This window comes from Paraburkholderia sp. UCT70 (assembly GCF_050434085.1).
In the GTDB taxonomy this organism is placed as follows: Bacteria; Pseudomonadota; Gammaproteobacteria; order Burkholderiales; family Burkholderiaceae; genus Paraburkholderia; species Paraburkholderia tuberum.
This window is the reverse complement of record NZ_JBNPVZ010000002.1, coordinates 1754162-1774418: the sequence shown is the minus strand read 5'-3', so window position 1 is coordinate 1774418 and position 20257 is coordinate 1754162. Positions and strand designations below refer to the sequence as shown.

At 60.8% G+C, this 20257-nt stretch carries 16 protein-coding genes and 1 pseudogene; 8 read left to right on the top strand and 9 right to left on the bottom strand.

Features of this window, described 5'->3' with window-relative positions:
* Window positions 1-117 precede the first annotated feature (117 nt).
* From OKW41_RS10570 to OKW41_RS10555, 4 genes are all read right to left on the bottom strand, one after another.
* Window positions 118-576 (bottom strand): Ldh family oxidoreductase, encoded by a 459-nt coding sequence (locus OKW41_RS10570; RefSeq protein ID WP_429572436.1) that lies wholly within the window; start codon window positions 574-576, stop codon window positions 118-120.
* A 29-nt stretch (window positions 577-605) separates the two neighbouring features.
* Complete coding sequence (gene dctA / locus OKW41_RS10565) at window positions 606-1994, bottom strand: C4-dicarboxylate transporter DctA (RefSeq protein ID WP_429572435.1); 1389 nt, start codon at window positions 1992-1994, stop codon at window positions 606-608.
* A gap of 173 nt (window positions 1995-2167) precedes the next feature.
* Window positions 2168-3343 carry a UxaA family hydrolase gene (locus OKW41_RS10560; RefSeq protein ID WP_429572434.1) on the bottom strand — a complete coding sequence of 392 codons (1176 nt, stop codon included), beginning with the start codon at window positions 3341-3343 and terminating at the stop codon, window positions 2168-2170.
* A 96-nt stretch (window positions 3344-3439) separates the two neighbouring features.
* Window positions 3440-3781 carry a UxaA family hydrolase gene (locus OKW41_RS10555; RefSeq protein WP_018420865.1) on the bottom strand — a complete coding sequence of 114 codons (342 nt, stop codon included), beginning with the start codon at window positions 3779-3781 and terminating at the stop codon, window positions 3440-3442.
* Window positions 3782-4050: 269 nt separating this feature from the next.
* Here OKW41_RS10555 and OKW41_RS10550 point away from each other — a divergent pair, with 269 nt between their 5' ends.
* Entirely contained in the window at window positions 4051-4809 is a 759-nt protein-coding gene (locus OKW41_RS10550; RefSeq protein ID WP_429572433.1) for a GntR family transcriptional regulator, read from the top strand.
* Window positions 4810-4932: 123 nt separating this feature from the next.
* A complete protein-coding gene (locus OKW41_RS10545) occupies window positions 4933-6411 on the top strand; it encodes a diguanylate cyclase domain-containing protein (RefSeq protein WP_429572432.1) in 1479 nt (492 codons plus the stop codon).
* A 46-nt stretch (window positions 6412-6457) separates the two neighbouring features.
* Here the strand turns inward: OKW41_RS10545 and OKW41_RS10540 are convergent, their stop codons facing one another.
* The 3 genes from OKW41_RS10540 to OKW41_RS10530 all read right to left on the bottom strand — a co-directional run bounded on the left by OKW41_RS10540 (window position 6458) and on the right by OKW41_RS10530 (window position 8933).
* A complete protein-coding gene (locus tag OKW41_RS10540) occupies window positions 6458-6760 on the bottom strand; it encodes a putative quinol monooxygenase (protein ID WP_429572431.1) in 303 nt (100 codons plus the stop codon).
* Window positions 6761-6864: 104 nt separating this feature from the next.
* The gene (locus OKW41_RS10535; RefSeq protein ID WP_429572430.1) at window positions 6865-8265 is read right to left on the bottom strand and encodes a heavy metal sensor histidine kinase; all 1401 of its coding nucleotides are present in this window, start codon (window positions 8263-8265) and stop codon (window positions 6865-6867) included.
* Window positions 8262-8933 (bottom strand): heavy metal response regulator transcription factor, encoded by a 672-nt coding sequence (locus OKW41_RS10530; protein ID WP_429572429.1) that lies wholly within the window; start codon window positions 8931-8933, stop codon window positions 8262-8264. Before OKW41_RS10530 ends, OKW41_RS10535 begins: the two co-directional genes overlap by 4 nt.
* 232 nt (window positions 8934-9165) lie before the next feature.
* Here OKW41_RS10530 and OKW41_RS10525 point away from each other — a divergent pair, with 232 nt between their 5' ends.
* The 3 genes and pseudogenes from OKW41_RS10525 (at window position 9166) to OKW41_RS10515 (ending at window position 11302) form a co-directional block, all read left to right on the top strand.
* A complete protein-coding gene (locus OKW41_RS10525; RefSeq protein ID WP_429572428.1) occupies window positions 9166-9807 on the top strand; it encodes a hypothetical protein in 642 nt (213 codons plus the stop codon).
* A gap of 43 nt (window positions 9808-9850) precedes the next feature.
* Window positions 9851-10499, top strand: a pseudogene (locus OKW41_RS10520) (cytochrome b/b6 domain-containing protein).
* Entirely contained in the window at window positions 10496-11302 is an 807-nt protein-coding gene (locus OKW41_RS10515) for a molybdopterin-dependent oxidoreductase (protein WP_429572427.1), read from the top strand. Before OKW41_RS10520 ends, OKW41_RS10515 begins: the two are co-directional and overlap by 4 nt.
* On the opposite strand, the gene OKW41_RS10510 is transcribed toward OKW41_RS10515, so the two are convergent.
* Window positions 11299-12267 carry an AraC family transcriptional regulator gene (locus OKW41_RS10510; protein ID WP_429572426.1) on the bottom strand — a complete coding sequence of 323 codons (969 nt, stop codon included), beginning with the start codon at window positions 12265-12267 and terminating at the stop codon, window positions 11299-11301. The two genes, OKW41_RS10515 and OKW41_RS10510, sit on opposite strands and share 4 nt — an antisense overlap.
* A 337-nt stretch (window positions 12268-12604) precedes the next feature.
* On the opposite strand from OKW41_RS10510, the gene OKW41_RS10505 reads away from it, so the two are divergent.
* Window positions 12605-13657 (top strand): NAD(P)-dependent alcohol dehydrogenase, encoded by a 1053-nt coding sequence (locus OKW41_RS10505; RefSeq protein WP_429446748.1) that lies wholly within the window; start codon window positions 12605-12607, stop codon window positions 13655-13657.
* 802 nt (window positions 13658-14459) lie between these two features.
* On the opposite strand, the gene OKW41_RS10500 is transcribed toward OKW41_RS10505, so the two are convergent.
* The gene (locus OKW41_RS10500; RefSeq protein ID WP_429572425.1) at window positions 14460-16358 is read right to left on the bottom strand and encodes an ATP-binding protein; all 1899 of its coding nucleotides are present in this window, start codon (window positions 16356-16358) and stop codon (window positions 14460-14462) included.
* On the opposite strand from OKW41_RS10500, the gene OKW41_RS10495 reads away from it, so the two are divergent.
* Both OKW41_RS10495 and hsdR read left to right on the top strand, forming a co-directional pair.
* Complete coding sequence (locus OKW41_RS10495; RefSeq protein WP_429572424.1) at window positions 16351-16635, top strand: hypothetical protein; 285 nt, start codon at window positions 16351-16353, stop codon at window positions 16633-16635. The two genes, OKW41_RS10500 and OKW41_RS10495, sit on opposite strands and share 8 nt — an antisense overlap.
* 140 nt (window positions 16636-16775) lie before the next feature.
* Window positions 16776-20240: a type I restriction-modification system endonuclease gene (hsdR, locus tag OKW41_RS10490; protein ID WP_429572423.1), complete on the top strand. Its 3465-nt coding sequence runs from the start codon at window positions 16776-16778 to the stop codon at window positions 20238-20240.
* Window positions 20241-20257 lie beyond the last annotated feature (17 nt).

Genomic DNA, 20257 nt, shown 5'->3' with positions numbered 1-20257 from the left:
CGCGCGTCATACGCGCTGCTCATACGATACCGACCATCGTATTCGCACCTGCCTCACAAGGGAAATCGCGATTTGCGAGCAAAACTATCTGGCGCACCGATAGTTTCGGTTTCGCTTTCAGCTATGCGCTTTTTTCGACGGCGTGTCCAGTCGGGTGAGATCGGTTGGGTGCGCTGGGACGCTCGTTTGAGCGCGGCCCTCCAGTTGCGCGATCAGCGCATCCGGAATTTCGACGCCCTCCTCGTATGCCGCCTGCGCAAGCTGCTCCCGGCGATAACCGGGCAGGCGCACGTCGTCATCCATCAGCATCATCTCGATCAGCGCCTCGACACGCGACAGATACGCGTCGTCGCCGGCCAGCGCGCCCGGGTCGATCACCCAGAACAGGTGGCCGATGCGCGAGCGCTCGCCCTTCCCGGTCAGGAACGAGCCCGCTTCGTAGCCGAAGTTCGCGCCGCTCAGCGCGGCGGCCAGCAGTTCGACGACCAGCGCCAGCATCGCGCCTTTGGCGCCGCCGAACGGCAGCATCATGCCGTCGAGCGCGGCGCGCGCGTCGGTGGGCATCAAGTCCGGCACTACCGTTCGATGCCGGCGCGCCGCGATCCTCACTTCGCCACCTTCTCGAACAGCGCCGTTGCGCGCGGCTGGTTGGGTTCTTCCTCGCGCGCCTGACCCGCCTGCCCGGCAGAGCCCGCTTGCGTCGCCTGCGGTTTGCGCACCGGCTGCGTCAATGCCTGCGCTTGCACCTCGCGCGGCGCGGCAAGGAATTCGCGCGCGGCGCGCGCATCGAATGCGCGTTCCCAGCGCGCGACCACCAGCGTCGCGACGACGTTGCCGATCATATTGGTCAGCGCGCGGATCTCGTTGAGCACGCGGTCGACGCCGAGAATCAGCGTGATGCCCGCGACCGGAATGATGTTGTGCGTCGACAGCGTCGCGGTCAACGCGACGAGCGCCGCGCCCGCCACACCCGCTCCGCCTTTCGAGGTCAGCATCAGGATCGCCAGCAATCCGAGCTGCTGCATCAGCGTCAGATGCGTGTTGGTGGCCTGCGCGATGAATAGCGACGTCATCGTCAGATAGATCGCGGCGCCGTCGAGATTGAACGAGTAGCCGGTCGGCAACACGAGCCCGACGACCGCGCGCGGACACCCCATGCGCTCCAGCTTTTCCATCAAGCGAGGCAGCACCGACTCCGTGGTCGACGTGCCGAGCACGATCAACAGCTCCTCGCGGAAGTATTTCAGCAGCGGCCACAAGCCCACGCCGGCCCAGCGCGCGGCCGCGCCGAGCACGATCACGATGAACAGGATGCTCGTGATGTAGAAGCACAGAATCAGCAGCCCGAGTTGCTGCAACGTGGCGATGCCGTATTTGCCGACCGTGAACGCAATCGCGCCGAACGCGCCGAGCGGCGCAAGCCGCATGATCATTTCGACGATGCGCATCAGCGTGTCGCCGAACTGCTCGATACCGCGCATCAGCAGCCGGCTGCGCTGCGACATGATCGACAGCGCAATGCCGAACAGCACCGAGAACAGCAGCACCTGCAGCAGATCGCCGCGCGCGAACGCGCCGACCACCGAGTTCGGCACGATCATGTCGATGAAGCTCGACGATGCCGCGTGCGCATCGGCGACGTAATGCGTGAGCGCATGAGGATCGAGCGAAGCGGGATCGATATTGAGCCCCGCGCCCGGACGCAGCACGTTCGCGACGACGAGGCCGAGCACGAGCGCGATGCTGGTGACGACCTCGAAGTACAGCAGCGTCTTGAAGCCGACGCGGCCCACCTGCTTCAGGCTTTCCATGCGCGCGATGCCCACGGAAACCGTGCAGAAGATCACCAGCGTGATCAGCATCTTGATGAGGCGAATGAAGGTGTCGCCGAGCGGTTTCATCTGCACGCCGAACGCGGGCGCGAAATGACCGACGAGAATGCCAGCCGCAAGTCCGATCAGGACCTGCACGTAGAGATGTTTGAGCACGCGCAAGATGGTGTCTCCTCCACTCGCTGCTGCCAGATGTCGAGCCGGCGCCACTGCCGCATGAGCTGCCGGTCACGGGGGGCGTCGTCGGCCACTTCTGCGTGCCGGCATGCGCCGGGAAGATGAGGACCGCGGCGCGCAAGCCGTGCGGCTCGCCGCGACGGTCGGGGCCGCCCGCGTCAGGCGCTTTCGAACAGACGCGTCAGGACGAACTCGCGATGACCGAGCGCTTCGGCCGCGGTGAAACGGCCGTTGATCGTCGCCATCATGCATTGGAGCAGCCGGTCGCCGCTCTGGTCGAGATTCTGCTCACGCTGCAGAATGCCGGTCACGTCCACGTCGATATGCTCGCCCATCGTGCGGACCGTGCGCGGATTCGCGCAGATCTTGATGACCGGCACGATCGGGTTGCCGATCACGTTGCCCTGCCCCGTCGGGAAGAAATGCACGACGAAGCCCGATGCCGCGCACAACGTCACCATCTCGGCCGCGGCCGACGACGAATCCATGAACCACAGCCCGGCATGCGTCGGCTGCTCGGCTTTGTCGAGCACGCCGTCGACCATGCACTTCTTGCCGATCTTCTGGATGTTGCCGAGTGCCTTTTCCTCGATCGTCGTCAGGCCGCCCGCGATATTGCCCTTGGTCGGCTGCGACTCGGACAGGTCGTCGGTTTTCCAGCGGTTGATCATGTCCTGATAGCGGTCGAACATGAACTGGAAGCGCTCGCGCACGCCGTCGTTCGCGCAGCGCGCGGCCACGATCTGCTCGCCGCCGGTCAGCTCCGAGGTTTCGCCGAACACGAGCGTGGTGCCGAGGCCGTAGAGTTTGTCGAACGCGTTGCCAACGGTCGGATTCGCGCCGCAACCTGACGTGGTGTCCGACTCGCCGCATTTGGTCGACACCCACAACTCGGAGATCGGGCACGCTTCGCGATCGAGCGACGTCGCGTACTGCACCATTTCCTTCGCGGCTTTCGACGCGCGCATGACCGTGTCGTGATCGCCATGCAGTTCGATGCCGAAGCCCATCACCGGCTTGCCGGTTTTCGCAATGCCGTCGACGACACGCTTGGTCCAGCCCTCCTCGATACCGATCACGACCACCGCCGCGACGTTCGGATTGCTGCCCGCGCCGATCAGCGTGCGGAAATGCAGTTCGAGGTCGGCGCCGAATTGCAGCCGCCCATACGGATGCGGCAGCGCCATGGTCCCCTTGATGTTGTGTTCGACCGCCTGCGCCGCGGCATTGGACAGATCGTCGACCGGCAGGATGATCACGTGGTTGCGTACGCCCACGCGGCCGTTGTCGCGACGATAGCCGCGGAAAGTCGTATCCAGGTCAATCACGCTCATGGTGTCTCTCTCGTTCGGGTTGATGCCAGTGAGGGGCGGCTCGATGCCGCGAAGCGGGAATCCAGCAAAACAGGCAGGAACGGCGCGCGGCCCTGCTTACCAGCGCTTCGTCTTGATGTTGTGCACGTGGGCGTGCTCGCCGGCCTTGATCGGTGCGACCACCTTGCCGATGTCGACGCCGTACTTGAACACCGTGTCGCCAACGGCCATGTCCTTCAGCGCGACCTTGTGACCGATCGGAATGTCCTGCTTCGCCGGCACGGTGACGATTTCATCGTCGTCCATGATCCATGCGTTGAGCAGCGTGCCCGCCTTGATGCCCTCGACCACCGCCACGCCGACCGTGTCTTTCGCCTCGTGCAGCACGATGTGGATCGTTCTGCGCGGCGCCGACGCGCCCGCTGCGGTGTCGTTGATGTCTGCCGTGGGATTGCTCATGAGCGTCTCCGTTCGTAGTTTGAATGCGGTGAGGATGCCGCCGGGGCGGCGCAGCCAGGTGCGCCGCGGTGAATCGATATTAGGCGGCGATTTACCCAATGTCAACTAGGTCATATATATGTGTTAGACGACTGGGCGAGAACCGGGCTGTTGTCGCGATTCACCGACAACATACGATTCATCCAGATGTATTAGATGACCTGGTCGTTTAGAATCAGGGCAGGTTCAACCCCCGCGAGCGGCACGACTCGCGTATCCCAGAGGTTTTCATGAGCACGCTCGCGATCAATGCGCCCGCAGTGGGAGGCACTCGGTACAAGGAGGTCAAGAGCGCGATTCTCGCGGCGCTCGCGACCGGCGAATGGAAAGGCGGCGAATGCATTCCTTCGGAAAAGCGCCTCGCCGAACGCTTCGGCGTGTCGATCGGCACGCTGCGCAAAGCCATCGACGAACTGTGCGCCGAGAACATTCTGATCCGTCATCAGGGGCTCGGCACGTTCGTGGCGATGCATCAGCGCGACCGGCACTTCTTCCGCTTCTTTCGCATCGTGCGGCGCGACGGCGACAAGGCCTACCCGGTCGTCACGCTGATCGGGTTCAGGAAGGCGCGTGCCTCGCGCGAGGCGGCCGCCGCGCTCGGCATCGACAGCGGCGCGCGCGTTCTGCAGTTCGTCAACGGGCTCGCGCTGCACGGCAAGACCGTGCTGATCGAACATATCACCGTGCCCGAAGCGCTGTTTCCCGGCTTGACGGAAAGCAAGCTGCGCAACCGGCCGAACACGCTGTACAACTTCTATCAGGACGGTTTCGGCATCAACGTGGTTGAGACCGATGAGCATGTGAGTGTTGCGCTCGCCAATGAGCTCGAAAGCACACAACTAGGCGTCGAAGTCGGCGCGCCGCTGCTCGAGATCCGGCGCATCGCGTACTCGTATCACCGCAGTGCGGTCGAACTGCGCATTTCGCGGCTCAATACCGAGGAATACGAGTACATCGGCACGCGCGCGGCGCGCGACGATCAGAAATAGCGGACCTCGGTCGCTGCCTGCGCTTCATATCACATCTGCGCAAAAACGACAGGCCAATCGTCTTTCATTTTCGGCCGGCGCCAACCTGTCTAAAATAGCCGCACTTCCGCCCCCGAGAAACTCATGCTGGATACCCTCACGAGCGGCTCCGCGCCCATCAACGACGACTCCGGGATGTTCGACCTCGCGCCCGTGTCGCTGTGGCTCGAAGATTTCAGCGGCGTGCGCGCATTGTTCGACGCGTGGCGAGCCGCCGGCGTGACCGATCTGCGCGCCCATTTCGCCGAAGACCCGCGCCGCGTCACCGAATGCGCTCATCGCATCCGCGTGATCAAGGTCAATCGCCAGACGCTCACGCAATTCGAGGCCGCCGATTTCGACACGCTGACGAGCAATCTCGCCTCGGTGTTCCGCGACGACATGCTGAAAACGCACCTCGAAGAGCTGTGCCAGCTGTGGGCCGGGCAGTCGAACTTCACGAGCCACACGGTCAACTACTCGCTCGGTGGACGGCGCCTCGACGTGCTGCTGAAAGGCGCGGTGCTGCCCGGTCACGAGGAACGCTGGGACCGCGTGCTGGTGTCGACCGAAGACATCACCGAGCTCGAAGGCGCGCGGCGCCGCGTCGCGCAAGCGGAGGAATACGCGCGCGGGCTCTTCGAGCATTCGCCGGTATCGCTGTGGGTCGAGGATTTCAGCGCCGTCAAACGCCTGCTCGACGGCGCGCGCGCGGCCGGCATCAACGATTTCCGCGTGTTTACCGACGTCCATCCCGAGTTCGTCGAACGCTGCATGGCTGAAATCCATGTGCTCGACGTCAACCATCACACGCTCGGGATGTTCGGCGCGAAGGACAAGAAAACGCTGCTCGCGCGCCTCGCCGACGTGTTCCGCGACGACATGCGTCCGCATTTCCGCGAGCAGTTGATCGAGCTGTGGGACAACAAGCTGTTCCAGCAGCGCGAGGTGCTCAACTATTCACTCGACGGCAACGAGGTGCACGTACACCTGCAATTCTCGGTGCTGCCAGGCCACGAACAGGACTGGGACCTCGTACTCGTCGCGCTGACCGACATCACCGCGCGCAAGAAGGCCGAGGCGTACCTCGAATTCCTCGGCAAGCACGACGTGCTGACCAAGCTGCGCAACCGCTCGTTCTACGTCGACGAGCTGAACCGGCTCGAACGCAAGGGACCGTGGCCCGTGACGATCATCATGGCCGACCTGAACGGCCTGAAGCGCGTGAACGATCAGCTCGGTCACGCGGCCGGCGACGCGCTGCTGCGGCGTGCCGGCGAAGTGCTCGCGAAGGCGATGGAATCGCCGTTCCACGCGGCCCGCATCGGCGGCGACGAGTTCGCGATCCTGATGCCAGATACCGACGAGCGCGGCGGCGCGGCGATGATCGACGCGATCCGCCAGCTCGTCGAGATGAACAACCAGTTCTATCCGGGCTCGCCGCTGAGCTTCTCGATGGGCGCGGCAACCTGCCAGCGCGGCGATCGGCTGGAAGCGGGCGTGCAGCACGCCGACCTGCTGATGTACGAGGAAAAGCGCGCGCACTACGAGGCGCAGCCGGCGGCGGACACGGCGGCGAAGTAACGCTCGCCGGCGTCAGGCGTTCACCACGCCAACGCAACGCTCAACCTCAGCCCGGTAGCCTGGCCGCGAGCACATCCAGCTTGACGATGCTCGGTGGCGACGCGAACAGCTCGGCCGCCTTCTCCATCAACGCGGCCGCGACCTTGCCGTTCAGATGCGCGTCGCGGCCGGCTTCGTCGTCGAACGCATCGAAAATGGCGTACGTCGACGGACCGAGCTTCAGACCGAACCACGCGGCGGTGGCCGGCTCCTGCTCGACGAGCGGCAGGCCGCCGAGCAGAAACGCCTCGACTTCCTTTTCCTTACCGGGCTTGGCTTCCAGACGGACATACAAAGCGAGCTTGACCATGATGCGACTCCTGGTGAGTTCGGCAGCGAACGGTCCTTTCAAAGCGCTTTGAAAAGTATAGGCGGCGTCGGCTGAGGCTGCGCCGGACCTACCCCGATAGCAAGTCACGCACCCGGAAAGCGCAGCTCGAAGCGCACGACGCCTGGCAGCGGACACACCACGCGCGCACTGCCGCCATGCAGATGCATGATCGCCTTCACGATCGCGAGCCCGAGTCCGTTCGATTCGGTGAACGCGCTGCGCGCCGCGTCGCCGCGATAGAAGCGGTCGAACAGCCGGTCGAGTTGCACGGCGGGAATCGGCTCGCCCTCGTTTTCGACCGTCACCAGCGCGCCTGCTTCGTCCTGCGCGCCGCGCAGGCGCACGATCGTGTCGCCCGCGCCGTAACGCACCGCGTTGACGACCAGATTGTTGATGGCGCGGCGGCACAGCATCGGATTGGCAGACGCGACGCCCGCCGCGTCGACTTCGAAACGCATCCCGCGTTCGTCGGCCAGGCCTTCGAAATAGTCGGCGATCCTGACGAGCTCGCCATGCAGATCGACCGGCTGCCGCTCGATCGACAACGCCGCATGATCCGCATGCGCGAGAAACAGGATGTTCTCCGCGATATGGCTCAGGCGATTCAACTCCTCGAGATTCGATTCGAGCAGTTGCTGATATTCGTCGGCTTCGCGCGGCTGGGCGAGCGCCACCTGGGTTTGGCCGACCAGCGCGCCGACCGGCGTGCGAATCTCGTGCGCGAGATCGGCGGAAAACTGCTGCAGGCGTTGATAGCCGTCGGCGAGACGATCGAGCATCGCGTTGAACGCGTGCGTGAGTTGACGCAGTTCCACTGGCGCCGCTTCGTCGTCGAGCCGGACCGCCAGGTTCGTCGGACTGATTTGCGCGGCCCGCGTGGCGATCTCGCGAACCGGTCGCAGCGCGCGGCGCAGCACGCCGTAAGCGAGCAGCGTCGCGGCCAGCATGCCGGTCAGCGTCGCCGCCACGATGCGGTTGCGGTATTCGGCCAGCATGCGCATTTCGTGCGTCATCGGATGGCCTGCGATCACCTCGACTTCGGCGCCATCCTCGCGCGCTGTCGCGCTCGCAATCGCCCAATGCACCGGCACGCCGTCGGGCGTGCGCGTCTGACGCATGTCGGCGGCACGCGGCGGATTGCCCGCCGGGCCGGCCGGTAGCTCAGGCACCGCGAGCCTGCCCGGATTCACGTCGACGAACGGCGCTTCGCCCGGCCGCCGGAAGATCAGCACGTCCTCTTCCGCGCCGAGCATCGTCTCGAACAGCAGCGGGCGCTTTTTTAATTCGCTAACCGAATAAAGGTCGTGCACGATGCGGCTGAAATGCTCGACACGGCCGCTCAGCACGACGTCGGCGCGGCGTTGCAGCGAGACTTCGGCGGAATGATAGAAATACGCGCCGAGCGAGCCGATCACCGCGCAGGCGATCAGCGCGAACAGCACCGTGGTGCGCGCAATCAGCGAGCGTTCGCTCCAGAGTTTCATGCGCCGTCGCCGAACGTGTAGCCGATGCTGCGCACCGTGTGAATCAGCTTCTTCCCGAACGGGTGATCGACCTTTGCGCGCAAGCGCTTGATCGCCACGTCGACCACGTTGGTGTCGCTATCGAAGTTCATGTCCCACACTTCCGACGCGATCTGCGAGCGTGACAGCGCTTCGCCCTCGCGGCGCACCAGCAGATGCAGCAGCATGAACTCCTTGTTGGTCAGCGGAATGTCGACGCCCTCGCGCGTGACTCGGCGGCGCAATACGTCGAGCTTGAGGTCGGCGACTTCGAACACGTCGCTCTCGCGGATTACGCCACGGCGCAACAGCGTGCGAACGCGCAGCACCAGCTCGGTAAACGAAAACGGTTTGACCAGGTAGTCGTCGGCGCCGAGTTCGAGACCGCGAATGCGGTCGCTGACCTGATCGCGCGCGGTCAGGAAAATCACCCGCAGATCGCGCCGCGCACGCAACGCCCGCATGATTTCCCAACCGTCGATGCCGGGCAGCATCACGTCGAGAACGATCAGTTCGTATTCATGCTCGAGCGCCAGATGCAGGCCGTCCGTGCCGGTGCGCGCGAGGTCGACCGCATAGCCATTCTCGCGCAGGCCCTTCTTCAGATAGTCGCCGGTTTTCGGATCGTCTTCGATGACCAGAATGCTCATGATGCTCGCTGCTCCTCTCGCGCGATGCGACCGCAAAGGCCGCGCTCGCACGCGCAAAAAAGCCTGATGACAGCGCGCGAGAACAACCGCAGCGCTCCCGGCGGCCATTCTACGTGGCCGCCATCGACCCTTGATGACGTTTTTGTCATCCTCCCGTCACTCCGATGAGCCGATGCGATGGCTAGTGTGAACGCACCATCCACCACGCTGCATCCCTTCCTGGAGTTGCCTCATGAATACCCGCTTGAAGATCGCCCGCGCACGAACGCTGCGCGCCCTCGCCGTCCCCGCACTCGCCGCCGCGCTGTTCGCGACGACGTTCGCGGCTTCGGCCCAGACCGCCGCGCCGACCGGCGTGCGCGGCACAGTGACGTCGCTGTCGGGCGATCTGCTCAAAGTCCACACGCGCGATGGTCAGGACGTCGACGTGAAGCTCGCCGCCGAAACGCCGATTCGCGGCGTCACGCTCGCCAACATCAGCGACATCAAGCCGGACAGCTACGTCGGCACCGCCGCGATTCCGCAGCCCGACGGCACGTTGAAGGCGCTCGAAGTGCATGTATTCCCGCCGAGCATGCGCGGTTCGGGCGAAGGTCATCGGCCGTGGGATCTCGGCGCGAACAGCACGATGACGAACGGCACGGTCGGCTCGCTCGTGGTCAGCAACGGCCGCACGATCACCGTCAAGTACAAGGATGGCGAGAAGAAGATCGTGATTCCGCAGGACGTGCCCATCGTCAGTCTGGAGCCGGGCAGCCGCGCGTTGCTCACGCCGGGCACGAAGGTCGTGCTGTTCGCGCACAAGGACGCGGGCGGCGCGATGGCGGCGAATTTCATTTCGGCTGGCGAGCATGGCGTGACGCCGCCGATGTAAAGCGGCGCGTCGTTCGTCTTCATCCCTCTCGTCTTTGAAGCCAATGCCCGACTCGCAAGCATTTCTTGTTCATCCCCTGGTCGTTCGCGTGACGCACTGGATCAATGCGTTCGCGATGGCCTGCATGGTGATGAGCGCGCTGGGCGATCTATAACGCGTCGCCGATCTTTCCGTTCCGGTTCCCCGTGTGGGCGACGGTCGGCGGATGGCTCGGCGGCTCGATCGCATGGCACTTCGCGGCGATGTGGCTGCTGTGCGCGAACGGCCTGCTGTATCTCGCGCATGGCGTCGCGAGCGGCCATTTGCGTCGCAAGCTGCTGCCGGTGCGTGCCCGCGAGCTGGCGCGCGATGCGGCGCTGGCGTTGCGCCTCAGACTGCCGCACGAAACCGGCAGGTACAACGCCGTGCAGCGCGCGTTGTATCTGCTGGTACTGCTGCTCGGCGTGCTGCTCGTCGCATCGGGACTGTCGATCTGGAAGCCGGTGCAATTGTCGTGGCTAACCGCGCTGTTCGGCGGCTTCGATTTCGCGCGCCGCGTGCATTTCGTCGCGATGGCCGGCGTGGTCGGCTTTGTCGTCGTGCATCTGCTGCTGGTGCTGCTGGTGCCGCGCACGTTGCCGCCGATGTTCACCGGACGCGCCCGGCGCAGCGCGCAGCGCATCGATCAAGCCTCCCAGAGGACTCGCGCATGAGCGCCCCGCAACGAACCGACACGGCGAACGATACGCACGCCAATACAGAAGACGCGCGCCGCTCACGCATCGTGCTTGCCGAGCACCGACCGCGGATCGAGCAGTTGCAACGCCGCTTGTTTCTGCGCTCCTCGCTATCGATCGGCACGCTCGCGATGCTGTCCGGCTGCAACCTGCAGGACAACGATTCCGTCGACAAGGTGCTATGGGCGATGTCGCGCTGGAACGACCGCGTGCAGCCGTGGCTGTTCAATCGCAACAAACTCGCGCCGACCTATTCGGCGCGCGATATCACCGATCCGTTTCCGTTCAACGCGTTCTATCCCGAGTTCGACGCGCCCGATATCGACGGCTCGACCTATCGGCTCGAAGTATCGGGGCTCGTCGCGGACAAACGCGGCTGGAGTCTCGAGCAGTTGCGCAGGTTGCCGCAGGTCTCGCAGATCACGCGTCACGTGTGCATCGAAGGATGGAGCGCGATCGGACAATGGAGCGGCGTGCCGTTTCGCACGTTTCTCGAACGGATCGGCGCCGATCTGAGCGCGCGTTATGTGGGCTTCAAATGCGCGGACCGCTACTACTCCAGCCTCGACATGGCGACCGCGCTGCATCCGCAAACGCAATTGACGCTCGATTTCCGCAACGCGCCGCTGCCGGCCAGATACGGCTATCCGCTGAAGCTGCGCGTGCCGACCAAGCTCGGCTTCAAGAACCCGAAGCACATCGCCGCGATCTTCGTGACCAACACGAACCCGGGCGGCTACTGGGAAGATCAGGGCTACAACTGGTTCAGCGGGCTTTAGACCGCGGTCACATAACGCGGCACCGGCTTGTGCGCGCGCGGCGGCGGCGCATCGTGAGCGACGCGCATGCGCTTGACCTCGTCGACGGGACTCAGGCCGAACAGCCGCTTGAACTCGCGGCTGAACTGCGACGCGCTTTCGTAACCGACCCGCACGGCGGCCGCGCCCGCATTCAAGCCATCCTGCACCATCAACAGACGCGCGTGATGCAGACGCGTGGTCTTCACGTACTGCATCGGCGAGGTCGCGGTGACCGCCTTGAATTGCGCATGAAACACCGCGAGACTCATGCCGGCCTCGGCCGCGAGCGTATCGACATCGAGCGACGCGTGGTAGTCCGCATGAATGCGCCGCAGCGCTTTCGCGATGCGGCCAAAGTGATTCTGATGCGTGAGCGCCGCGCGAATCGCGCCGCCCTGCTCGCCGGTCAACACGCGATAACAGATTTCCCGGACGATGCCAGGCGCCAGGATTTGCGCGTCGAGCGGCGACGCGAGCGCCTCCAGCAGACGCTGCACCGCGCTGCTCAGTGCGGCATCGAGCGGCGTCGAATACATGCCTGCCGGTTCGTATTGCGCGAGGCCCTGGGTTTCGTTGAGCGCCATCAGCAGTTCGGCGACCATCGTCAGATCGACGCGCACCGACATGCCGAGAAACGGCTCCTGTTCGCTTGCCTCGGTCTCGCATTCGAACGGCAACGGCACCGACAGCACCAGGTACTGCTGTGCGTCGTACTGGAACACCTGATCGCCGAGATAGCCGCGCTTGCGCCCCTGACAGACGATCACGATGCTCGGCTCGTACATGACCGGCATGCGCGGCATCGGACGATTCGCGCGCAGCAGGCTGACGCCTTCGAGGCTCGAGCGCGTCATGCCGGCATTCGGCGCGAGCAGGTTGAACAGTTCGAGCAAGCGGCGTTGCGCGGGGTCTTCCGGAATGGAACCGACAGCGTGAGTGGACATGACGATATGGTGATGGCCAAGAGAATAATGCTTGAAATTTAGCATCAAACAGCCTGTCGCGCTGCCCCTCCAGAGTTTTAGGCAAACCTTCAAGACGATCAGGTATTCTCCGGGCGGCGCCGGGCTCCTAACATGGGAACCCTGCCGGATCGCCTTTTTCGACGCGCGCAGCGTGCGCGGTCATCGACCGCCATGCGCCGACAGCTTGCCAACGGCGGCCCCCAACGCTCGCGCCCCGATCCCGGTTCATGCTGCGGCCCGCCGCATCCGCAACCCAGTGTTGCGCATCGTCGGCGCGTCGCATGTTGCGCCATTACCCTCTTTGCTGGAGCCATCCATGAGCACGACGTATGCCTATGCAGCGACCGACGCCACCGCGCCGCTCGCCCCATTTGAAATCCAGCGCCGCGCACCCCGCGCCGATGACGTGCAGATGGAAGTGCTGTACTGCGGCGTGTGCCATTCCGACCTGCATCAGGCGCGCAACGAATGGAAGAACACGATCTACCCGGTCGTGCCGGGCCACGAGATCGTAGGCCGTGTGACCGCGGTTGGTCCGAACGTGACGAAGTACAAGGTCGGTGAACTGGTCGCGGTCGGCTGTCTGGTCGATTCGTGCCGCACCTGTTCGAGCTGCGCGGAAGGTCTCGAGCAGTATTGCGAGAACGGTTGGGTGGGCACGTATAACGGTGTCGATCGCGTCGACGGACAGGTCACTTACGGTGGCTATTCGACGCAACTGGTCGTCGATGAGGCTTTCACGCTGCGCGTGCCGCAGAATCTCGACCCCGCGGGTGTCGCGCCCCTGCTGTGCGCGGGCATCACCACGTATTCGCCGCTACGCACGTGGGGCGTGGGCCCGGGCAAGAAGGTCGGGATTGTCGGCCTCGGTGGACTCGGCCATATGGGTGTGAAGCTGGCTCGGGCGATGGGTGCGCATGTCGTGCTGTTTACGACCTCCCCGTCGAAGATCGAGGATGCGAAGCGGCTTGGCGCGCATGAAGTCGTGGTTTCGAAGAATCCGCAGGAGATGGAAGCGCATGTGAATAGCTTCGATTTCATTCTCAATACGGTGGCTGCGCAGCATGATCTGAATCCGTTTTTGAATCTGCTCAAGCGTGACGCGACGATGACGTTGGTGGGTGCTCCGGAGCACGATCATCCGTCGCCGCAGGTGTTCAATCTGATCTTCAAGCGGCGGCGCCTTGCTGGTTCGCTGATTGGCGGTATTGCCGAGACGCAGGAGATGCTCGATTTCTGTGGCGAGCATGGCATTACTTCTGATATTGAAATGATTCCAATGCAGAAGATCAATGAAGCATATGAGCGCATGCTCAAGAGCGATGTGAAGTATCGGTTTGTGATTGATATGGATTCGATGCGGAAGTAATAGCAACTTTTTGGCCGCGCAGCGGGTGGTTTTTTTGCGCCTGCGGCGCGGGGTTCTGTTTTGTTGTTGTGTTTTTTTGCCTTCGCCGGTTTTTTCTGTGTTCTTAGGGCGTTGGCCTTTCCTTGATTTCTTGTCGGTCTATTGGCGTTGCCCCTGTGCGGGGCGGCACCTACTTTCTTTGCTGCTGCAAAGAAAGTAGGCAAAGAAGACAGCTTTAAACCGCTAACTCTTAAGCGGGTCCCTTTGTCCACCGCGGGTAGTGGTGCATCTGGAATCTGTGTTCCCGCACACTCCGCGTTAGTGACAAGGCCGTCATTCTTCCGGCGGCGCTGCGCGCGCCGAAGCGCTGTTCTCAAACCATTGGTCGTTTCGGCGCGTCGCCGAGGCGCAGCCGATGGCCCCACTAACCTAAAAAAACACTCTGGTTTCCATTGCATACCCGTCCGCGACGCACGTAGTGCGCAGTGGGATGGATGACGGCTTTGTCACTGCCGTGGAATGTGCGGAGGCACGGATTCCAGATGCACCACTGCAATTTGTGGAGCACGGTGCCCGCTTAAGAATTAGCGGTTTGAGCTGTCTTCTTTGCCTACTTTCTTTGCAGCAGCAAAGAAAGTAGGTGCCGCCCCGCACAGCGGCTGATTCTAATTCGATCGCTAAATCGCTGAAAGTCTTATCCAGCAAGCCTGCGCGGCGATTATATCAGGTCGTTTTCGCGCTAAAAAAAACGATCCGAGACTGTAGCGAGACTATCTCCGCGCGTTTTTGGCGCGGACGGCGACTTGCCCTCAACACACCACGCCTACAGCGACGGCATTTGGTTGACCTTTGCCTTCGCAAGTTGCTCGGAATGCTGCTTCATCGCTGAACGCAAGATTTCCAAGAAGGTATGGTTGCGCGATTGTGCGTCAGAAACTATCGCATCGAACGACATCACAAACATCGGGGTCGGCACAACCGTCCGGTCAGGGCGTTCAGTGGGAAACTCTTGGTAATAGACCCTACCTTTCGAGAAAAGGGGAGCCCATTTTTGTTGTCTTAAACTTCGGGCGAAGGAATCGTTGATCTGCAGTACGGCGTAATACCAAATTCGTTGAATGTTCGTACAGTGCTGAGCAAGTTTGTCAGCACGCTCCAAAAGTTGATTTATCGCGTACTGGTTTTCTTTTTCGTCGTCAGTTTTTCTTTTGATCTCTACGACTACGACGTCAACAGGCATCGACTCGGCAGGATCAGCGGAAAAGATCATCGCGATGTCAGGCCTGCCATTTTCCCCTGATGGTTCTCCATCTAGTCGAATGGCATTGATGACCTTATCCATACGCGCTTCGCTCAGTATCGTACGGAACGTCATAAATTTGTCATCGAGAAGCCAAGCATTGTTTTGATATATATCGCTGGCTATTGCGTCTTTATGGAAATCCACTCGTCGCGGGACTATCAGATTGTGAATCTCGTCCTCTGAGTTATCGGATGTCATGGATTTCATCTTCGATATGATTTTTTCCCGATACAGGATGTACTCGGTCAACGTACGAGCGGATGCTTCGAGAGACTTTTTGTAGATTGAATCGGTTAAGGTTTCACATTCTAGAATTTCTTTTTGAATCTGAAAGAATTTTTGTTGTGCATTATCAAGCGCTTCTTCGCGATCGATTAAACCAACGGTTGCTCCTTCAAAAAATCCCAGCAAATGCGGGAATTGCTCTTCAAATTTGTTTTTTATCTTAGTATTTGACTCAGATATTTTTGGTATTTTTTCAGCCAAAACGTTTCCGATCTCACGACGTAAGGTCGCATAAAGCGTGGCTTCCGAAAGCCCGTCGGGAAGCTCAAGCTTCTGCCGCGAACTGTCAGCACTCGCTCCGAACAGTTCGGACGAGAAAATGAATACAACAGAGTAACCATACGGGATGGACGAGGGCCGTATTATGCTGATCGGAATTGTACGCCCGTCAATGCTTACCGCCGTTAGCAGATTTGATGGAGAAGTCGTTGCTTTGACGTAGTAATGCATGTTGATAATCGAATGCGCGTCAACAGCATCATCCCCGATCTGCTTCATTTGCATTTCCGGCAAGTCGCCGACAGTTATGACTGTATCGCTTGAAAAGAACTCTTTCTGGGCGTTGCTTTCCTCGGTCTCAAGTTTGATCTCTATTCTGAAATCAATCTTCCTATCCCGAAGATCGTTCAGTGTTGGAAGAAAGTGAGAAATGATTTTCTCTTTGAGACTTTGCGGTCGAAGATCATCGTAAGATTTAACTTTTTCCTTCGAAAATTTTGTGAATAACAAAACTGTTCTATTGCTGCCAACGGGCGTCGCCAGTTTCTCGACGTCTGCTTTTCCGTCAAAATTTTCTTTAAATGTGAAGCGTCTTCTATTTTTATCCCACTGACTGTCGATCTCGACGGCGCCAAAATAATTCAAGAACACAAGCCGGCCGATTCCTTTATGGAAGCCATCTTTCGGTTTCATCAATGTCTTGAATCGATCAAAGCTTTCATCGGTGAAACCCGCACCGTTGTCCGTCACTTTGACATTCAATGTTTCGCTGGCAGAAAACGATTGAATGGAGATAGAGATTTGTATGTCCGTCGCGCCGGCGTCTAGGGCGTTTGCAATTGCTTCGTAATAGATAAGCGCTAACGACGGGTTGGGGAAAAACAACTTGATTGCACTGGAGGTCTCAATGTCCATTTCTTTTCCTGGCAGCGGCTTATTTGTGAACGTCGCCAAAGTCCCCGCTCTCTGGGCTAGCAATTCGGCCAGCCTCATCCGGACACTTTGTAAATTAAATCGCGATGATAAACCAAATCCTATCTTTGCGAGATTGGCCCTGTGGTCGCAAAAGTCGCTATGTCCCGAACCTTGTCGCGACCCCGACGGAGGGATCGAGCCGAAGCGCGTCGCTTGTTTAGTGTCCGGCAAGTGGGCTGACCTGCAACAAACACAGTGGACGCTCACCGGCGGATGACGTTAGGCGGCTCATCGGCCAAGACCCCACGGCCACGTATCGCCGCAACTCTTGAAATCTTCTTGTAATGTGGGCCTCATTTCCACGCACGGTCGTTTAGCGTATTCTCATCACACAAAAACGACAGACCAACAACGATCGTGAGCTATTCCGGGAACTTCAGTTTTCTTGCCGAGCACTCGCCACTCCTCGCGCAACTAGGCGCGGCAGCCGAGAGCGTTTTCGCCGCCGACCCTAACACGACACTGATCAAGCTCCGCCAGTTCGGGGAGGCGATGGCGCAGGACCTCGCCGCGCGGTTGGGCGTCGAGTTTGAGGAGATGAGCCAGGCCGACCTGCTCTACCGGCTGGAACGAGAAGCTGGGCTTGACCGGACCGTCCGCGGGCTCTTCCACACGCTGCGCGTGGAAGGAAACAAGGCCACTCACGAGTTCACGACGAAGCACAAGGAGGCCATGGACGGCCTCAAGGTCGCGCGCGCGCTCGCCATCTGGTTCCATGAGTCGTTCGGAAAACAAGGCACGGCATTCAAGCCCGGCCCGTTTGTTCCGCCCGCGGACCCCAGCGCACACCTCCGCAACCTCCAGAACGAGATCGATCAGCTCAAGGCCCAACTGAAGGCCGCGTCGCAAACGCTCGAAGACAATCAGCAACTCGCCGACCTCGTCGCGCAGGAGAAGCAGGAATACGAGACGCTCGCGTTGCAGATGGACGCGGAGGCAAAGACATACAAGGAGCTTGCGCAGGAACAGGAGGCGGCGCTCAAGAAGGCTCGGGACGATTTCGAGGCCCAGGTAAAGCAGTTGCAGGCGCAACTCGATGCCCAGCAAGCCAAGGAGGCGCAGGCGAGCACGATGAAGGCGACGAAGAATCTCGTGCTGACCGAAGAGCTAACGCGCATCCTCATCGATCAGCAGCTGGTCGACGCCGGCTGGGTCGCGGACACGCAACAATTGACATATGCGAAGGGCGCGCGTCCTGAGCCAGGAAAGAACAAGGCTATTGCAGAATGGCCCACGCTGGGCAAGCAGTCTGCCGACTACATACTCTTCGCGGGGATAATGCCTATCGCTGTAGTGGAGGCGAAGAGCATCAACAAAAACGTCGCTGGCAAGATCGGGCAGGCAGAGCGATACTCGCGCGGCTTCCAACTTGCGCAGGACCACTCGCCAGCCTGGAAGGTAGCCGGGCAACACGGGCCGTGGAAGGATGGGCAAGGCGGACTTTTCCAGGTCCCATTTGCCTACTCATGCAACGGCCGCCCCTACATAGAGCAACTGCGCGAACAGAGTGGGACATGGTTCCGCGACCTGCGCGTGCCGTCGAATCTGGCCGATGCACTAATTGGGTTTCATCAGCCGGACGGTCTAGTCGATCGATTGAAGCGCAGCAAAGAAGAGGCCGAAGCCAAACTTGCGCAGGAAGGGTTCGATTACCTGAGGCTGCGCGAATACCAAGTAAGGGCGATCCAGGGAATCGAAGCGGCCCTGACCGAGGGACAACGCGCCATTCTCGTTGCAATGGCAACTGGCACCGGCAAAACCCGAACCATCATTGGTCTCATGTACCGGCTGCTGAAAGCCGAACGCTTTCGACGAATCCTCTTCCTCGTGGACCGCACTGCGCTGGGCCAGCAAGCGACCGACGCGTTCGACGAGGCATTGCTTGAGCAGAATCAGCCGCTGTCGAAGATTTACAACGTTGCCGAGTTGGGCGACATGTCCGCTGAGGCCGAGACGCGCGTCCAAGTCGCGACGGTTCAGGCAATGGTCCGGCGCATCTTGCAATCTGAATCCCCTCCCGGAATCGATGAGTTCGACTGCATTATTGTCGATGAAGCGCATCGCGGCTATACGCTGGACCAGGAGATGACCGAGGGCGAATTGGTAGTGCGCAACCAAGCCCAATACCTGTCGAGCTATCGCCGGGTTCTCGACTACTTCGACGCGGCGAAGGTCGGGCTCACTGCGACACCGGCGAAGCATACGACGGAGATATTCGGCAAGCCTGTCTACACGTACTCCTATCGCGAGGCCGTTGCCGACGATTGGCTGATCGACCACGAACCGCCGATTCGGTACGAGACCCTACTCTCGAAGAACGGAATCAAGTTCGAGAAAGGCGAGAAGGTCACAGCCATCAATATGGCAACCGGGGAGTTGGAGCTGTCCGAGTTGGACGACGAGCTTAATTTCAACGTGGAATCCTTCAATCGCCGCGTCATTAGCGAGCAGTTCAACAAGGTCATCTGCGCGGAGTTGGCGAAGGAACTGGACCCGTTCGGCGAGGAGAAGACTCTCATCTTTTGCGCGACCGATCTACACGCGGACATGGTTAAGCGGCTGCTCGACGAGGCCTTCAAGGAACTATACGATGATGACTATAACGAAGCTGCGGTGCGCAAGATTACCGGTCAATCCGACAAGGTAAGCCAGCTAATTCGCCTGTACAAGAATGAGCGATTCCCCAGCATTGCAATCACGGTTGATCTGCTCACGACCGGCATCGACGTACCGCCGATTTGCCATCTTGTCTTCCTGCGCCGCGTCCGGTCCCGGATTCTTTACGAGCAGATGATTGGGCGAGCCACGCGCCGATGCGACGAAATCGGCAAGACCGTCTTCAAGATCTACGACCCGGTGGATATCTACGCGGCGCTCGAGGACGTGACGACGATGAAGCCGCTCGTGAAGGACCCAAACGTAACCATCGAGCAGCTCATCGATGAACTTACTAACCCGGCGAGCTTCGACGCGCCGGGCAGCACGCCTGAAAGAACGCACGCTCACGAAGTCCTGGACGCTCTGAACCAAAGCCTGATGCGCGTGCTCCGAAAAGCCGCGCACCAAGCGGAAAAGAAGCCCGCGCTACAGGAAAGGCTCGCCCAACTTGAACAGACTTGGGGTGTACCTGCGAGCAAGCTGCATGAACACCTTCACAGCCTCGGGCCCGTCGGCGCGGCCGAGTTCGTGCGCGAACACAAACAGCTACTGGACCAGCTTGCCGAGGTGAAGCAACTTGCTGGGACGGATCAAATGCCGATCATCTCGGAGCATGCAGACGAATTGCTGCTCCGGGACCAGAGCTATGGCGAGTTTGGCAGGCCAGAAGACTATCTCGAAAGTTTCACCAGCTTCATCCGCAAGCAGGTGAACGAGTCAGTTGCGCTGTCAGTGATCGTGAATCGACCGAAGGATCTGACGCGCGCCGATCTCCGTGCGGTCCGCCTGCTGCTCGACGCGCACGGCTACACCGAAGCGAAGATCAAAACCGCGTGGCGCAACCAGACCAATCAAGAGATAGCCGCCAGCATCGTTGGCTACATCCGGCAGGCCGCGCTGGGCGAGGCTCTCATCCCCTTCGACCAGCGCGTTTCCCATGCGATGGAAGGTATTTACAAGATGACGAACTGGACTCCCGTGCAGCGCAATTGGCTTCAACGACTGGCGAAGCAACTCACGCACGAGGTGGTTATCGATGAGCAGTTCGTCAACAGCACGTTTTCCAACGATGGTGGCGCGAAGCGGCTGAACAACATGCTGGGCGGCAAGCTCGACGATGTGCTCCACCGCGTCGCCGAGGCCCTCTGGCCTCAAGTGGCATAATCTCGCAACCCAAGGAA

Coding starts and splice junctions, on each gene's coding strand:
- OKW41_RS10560 (WP_429572434.1), bottom strand. CDS start 3,343: ATGAGCGTGATTGACCTGGATACGACTTTCCGCGGCTATCGTCGCGAC.
- OKW41_RS10555 (WP_018420865.1), bottom strand. CDS start 3,781: ATGAGCAATCCCACGGCAGACATCAACGACACCGCAGCGGGCGCGTCG.
- OKW41_RS10550 (WP_429572433.1), top strand. CDS start 4,051: ATGAGCACGCTCGCGATCAATGCGCCCGCAGTGGGAGGCACTCGGTAC.
- OKW41_RS10545 (WP_429572432.1), top strand. CDS start 4,933: ATGCTGGATACCCTCACGAGCGGCTCCGCGCCCATCAACGACGACTCC.
- OKW41_RS10540 (WP_429572431.1), bottom strand. CDS start 6,760: ATGGTCAAGCTCGCTTTGTATGTCCGTCTGGAAGCCAAGCCCGGTAAG.
- OKW41_RS10535 (WP_429572430.1), bottom strand. CDS start 8,265: ATGAAACTCTGGAGCGAACGCTCGCTGATTGCGCGCACCACGGTGCTG.
- OKW41_RS10530 (WP_429572429.1), bottom strand. CDS start 8,933: ATGAGCATTCTGGTCATCGAAGACGATCCGAAAACCGGCGACTATCTG.
- OKW41_RS10525 (WP_429572428.1), top strand. CDS start 9,166: ATGAATACCCGCTTGAAGATCGCCCGCGCACGAACGCTGCGCGCCCTC.
- OKW41_RS10515 (WP_429572427.1), top strand. CDS start 10,496: ATGAGCGCCCCGCAACGAACCGACACGGCGAACGATACGCACGCCAAT.
- OKW41_RS10510 (WP_429572426.1), bottom strand. CDS start 12,267: ATGTCCACTCACGCTGTCGGTTCCATTCCGGAAGACCCCGCGCAACGC.
- OKW41_RS10505 (WP_429446748.1), top strand. CDS start 12,605: ATGAGCACGACGTATGCCTATGCAGCGACCGACGCCACCGCGCCGCTC.
- OKW41_RS10495 (WP_429572424.1), top strand. CDS start 16,351: ATGTCCATTTCTTTTCCTGGCAGCGGCTTATTTGTGAACGTCGCCAAA.
- OKW41_RS10500 (WP_429572425.1), bottom strand. CDS start 16,358: ATGGACATTGAGACCTCCAGTGCAATCAAGTTGTTTTTCCCCAACCCG.